Here is a 493-nt window from a genome sequence, read left to right on the forward strand (position 1 = left end):
TAGGACTTAAAGTGCCTGCCGCCTCACAGGGAACGATGAATAATGTTGCGATGGGAGGGACAGCTCCGACGCCATGGAACTATTACGAGACAATCGCTGGTGGAGCAGGGGCAGGTGAGTTATTTGAAGGTATTACTGCGCGCCAGTGTCATATGACGAATACGCTTAACACGCCCATAGAGAGCCTGGAGCTTCATTATCCGATGCAGGTTATGCAATACGGTATTAGGGCGGGCTCTGGTGGCATAGGGGAGCATTCAGGTGGAGATGGCGTCATCCGCTCTTACCTGTTTAAGCAGGCGGCTCAGGTCACTTTGTTAACTGAGCGTCGCTCGAAAGCTCCGTGGGGACTCGAAGGTGGTGCTGAAGGGTGCCCAGGTAAAAATGTACTTAATGCTAGGGTGCTGGATGGTAAGGCAGAGTTTAAGGTAGGGGCGGGTGATGTTTTAACGATCAACACACCTGGTGGCGGAGCCTGGGGGGAGAAACTCTG

At 53.1% G+C, this 493-nt stretch carries 1 protein-coding gene; it reads left to right on the forward strand.

From position 1 onward, the window contains the following. Nucleotides 1–11 precede the first annotated feature (11 nt). Nucleotides 12–493, forward strand: a 482-nt coding sequence (locus A3763_RS07610; protein WP_231872129.1) for a hydantoinase B/oxoprolinase family protein, incomplete at its 3' end; no start/stop codon positions are given.

Source organism: Oleiphilus sp. HI0128 (assembly GCF_001635365.1).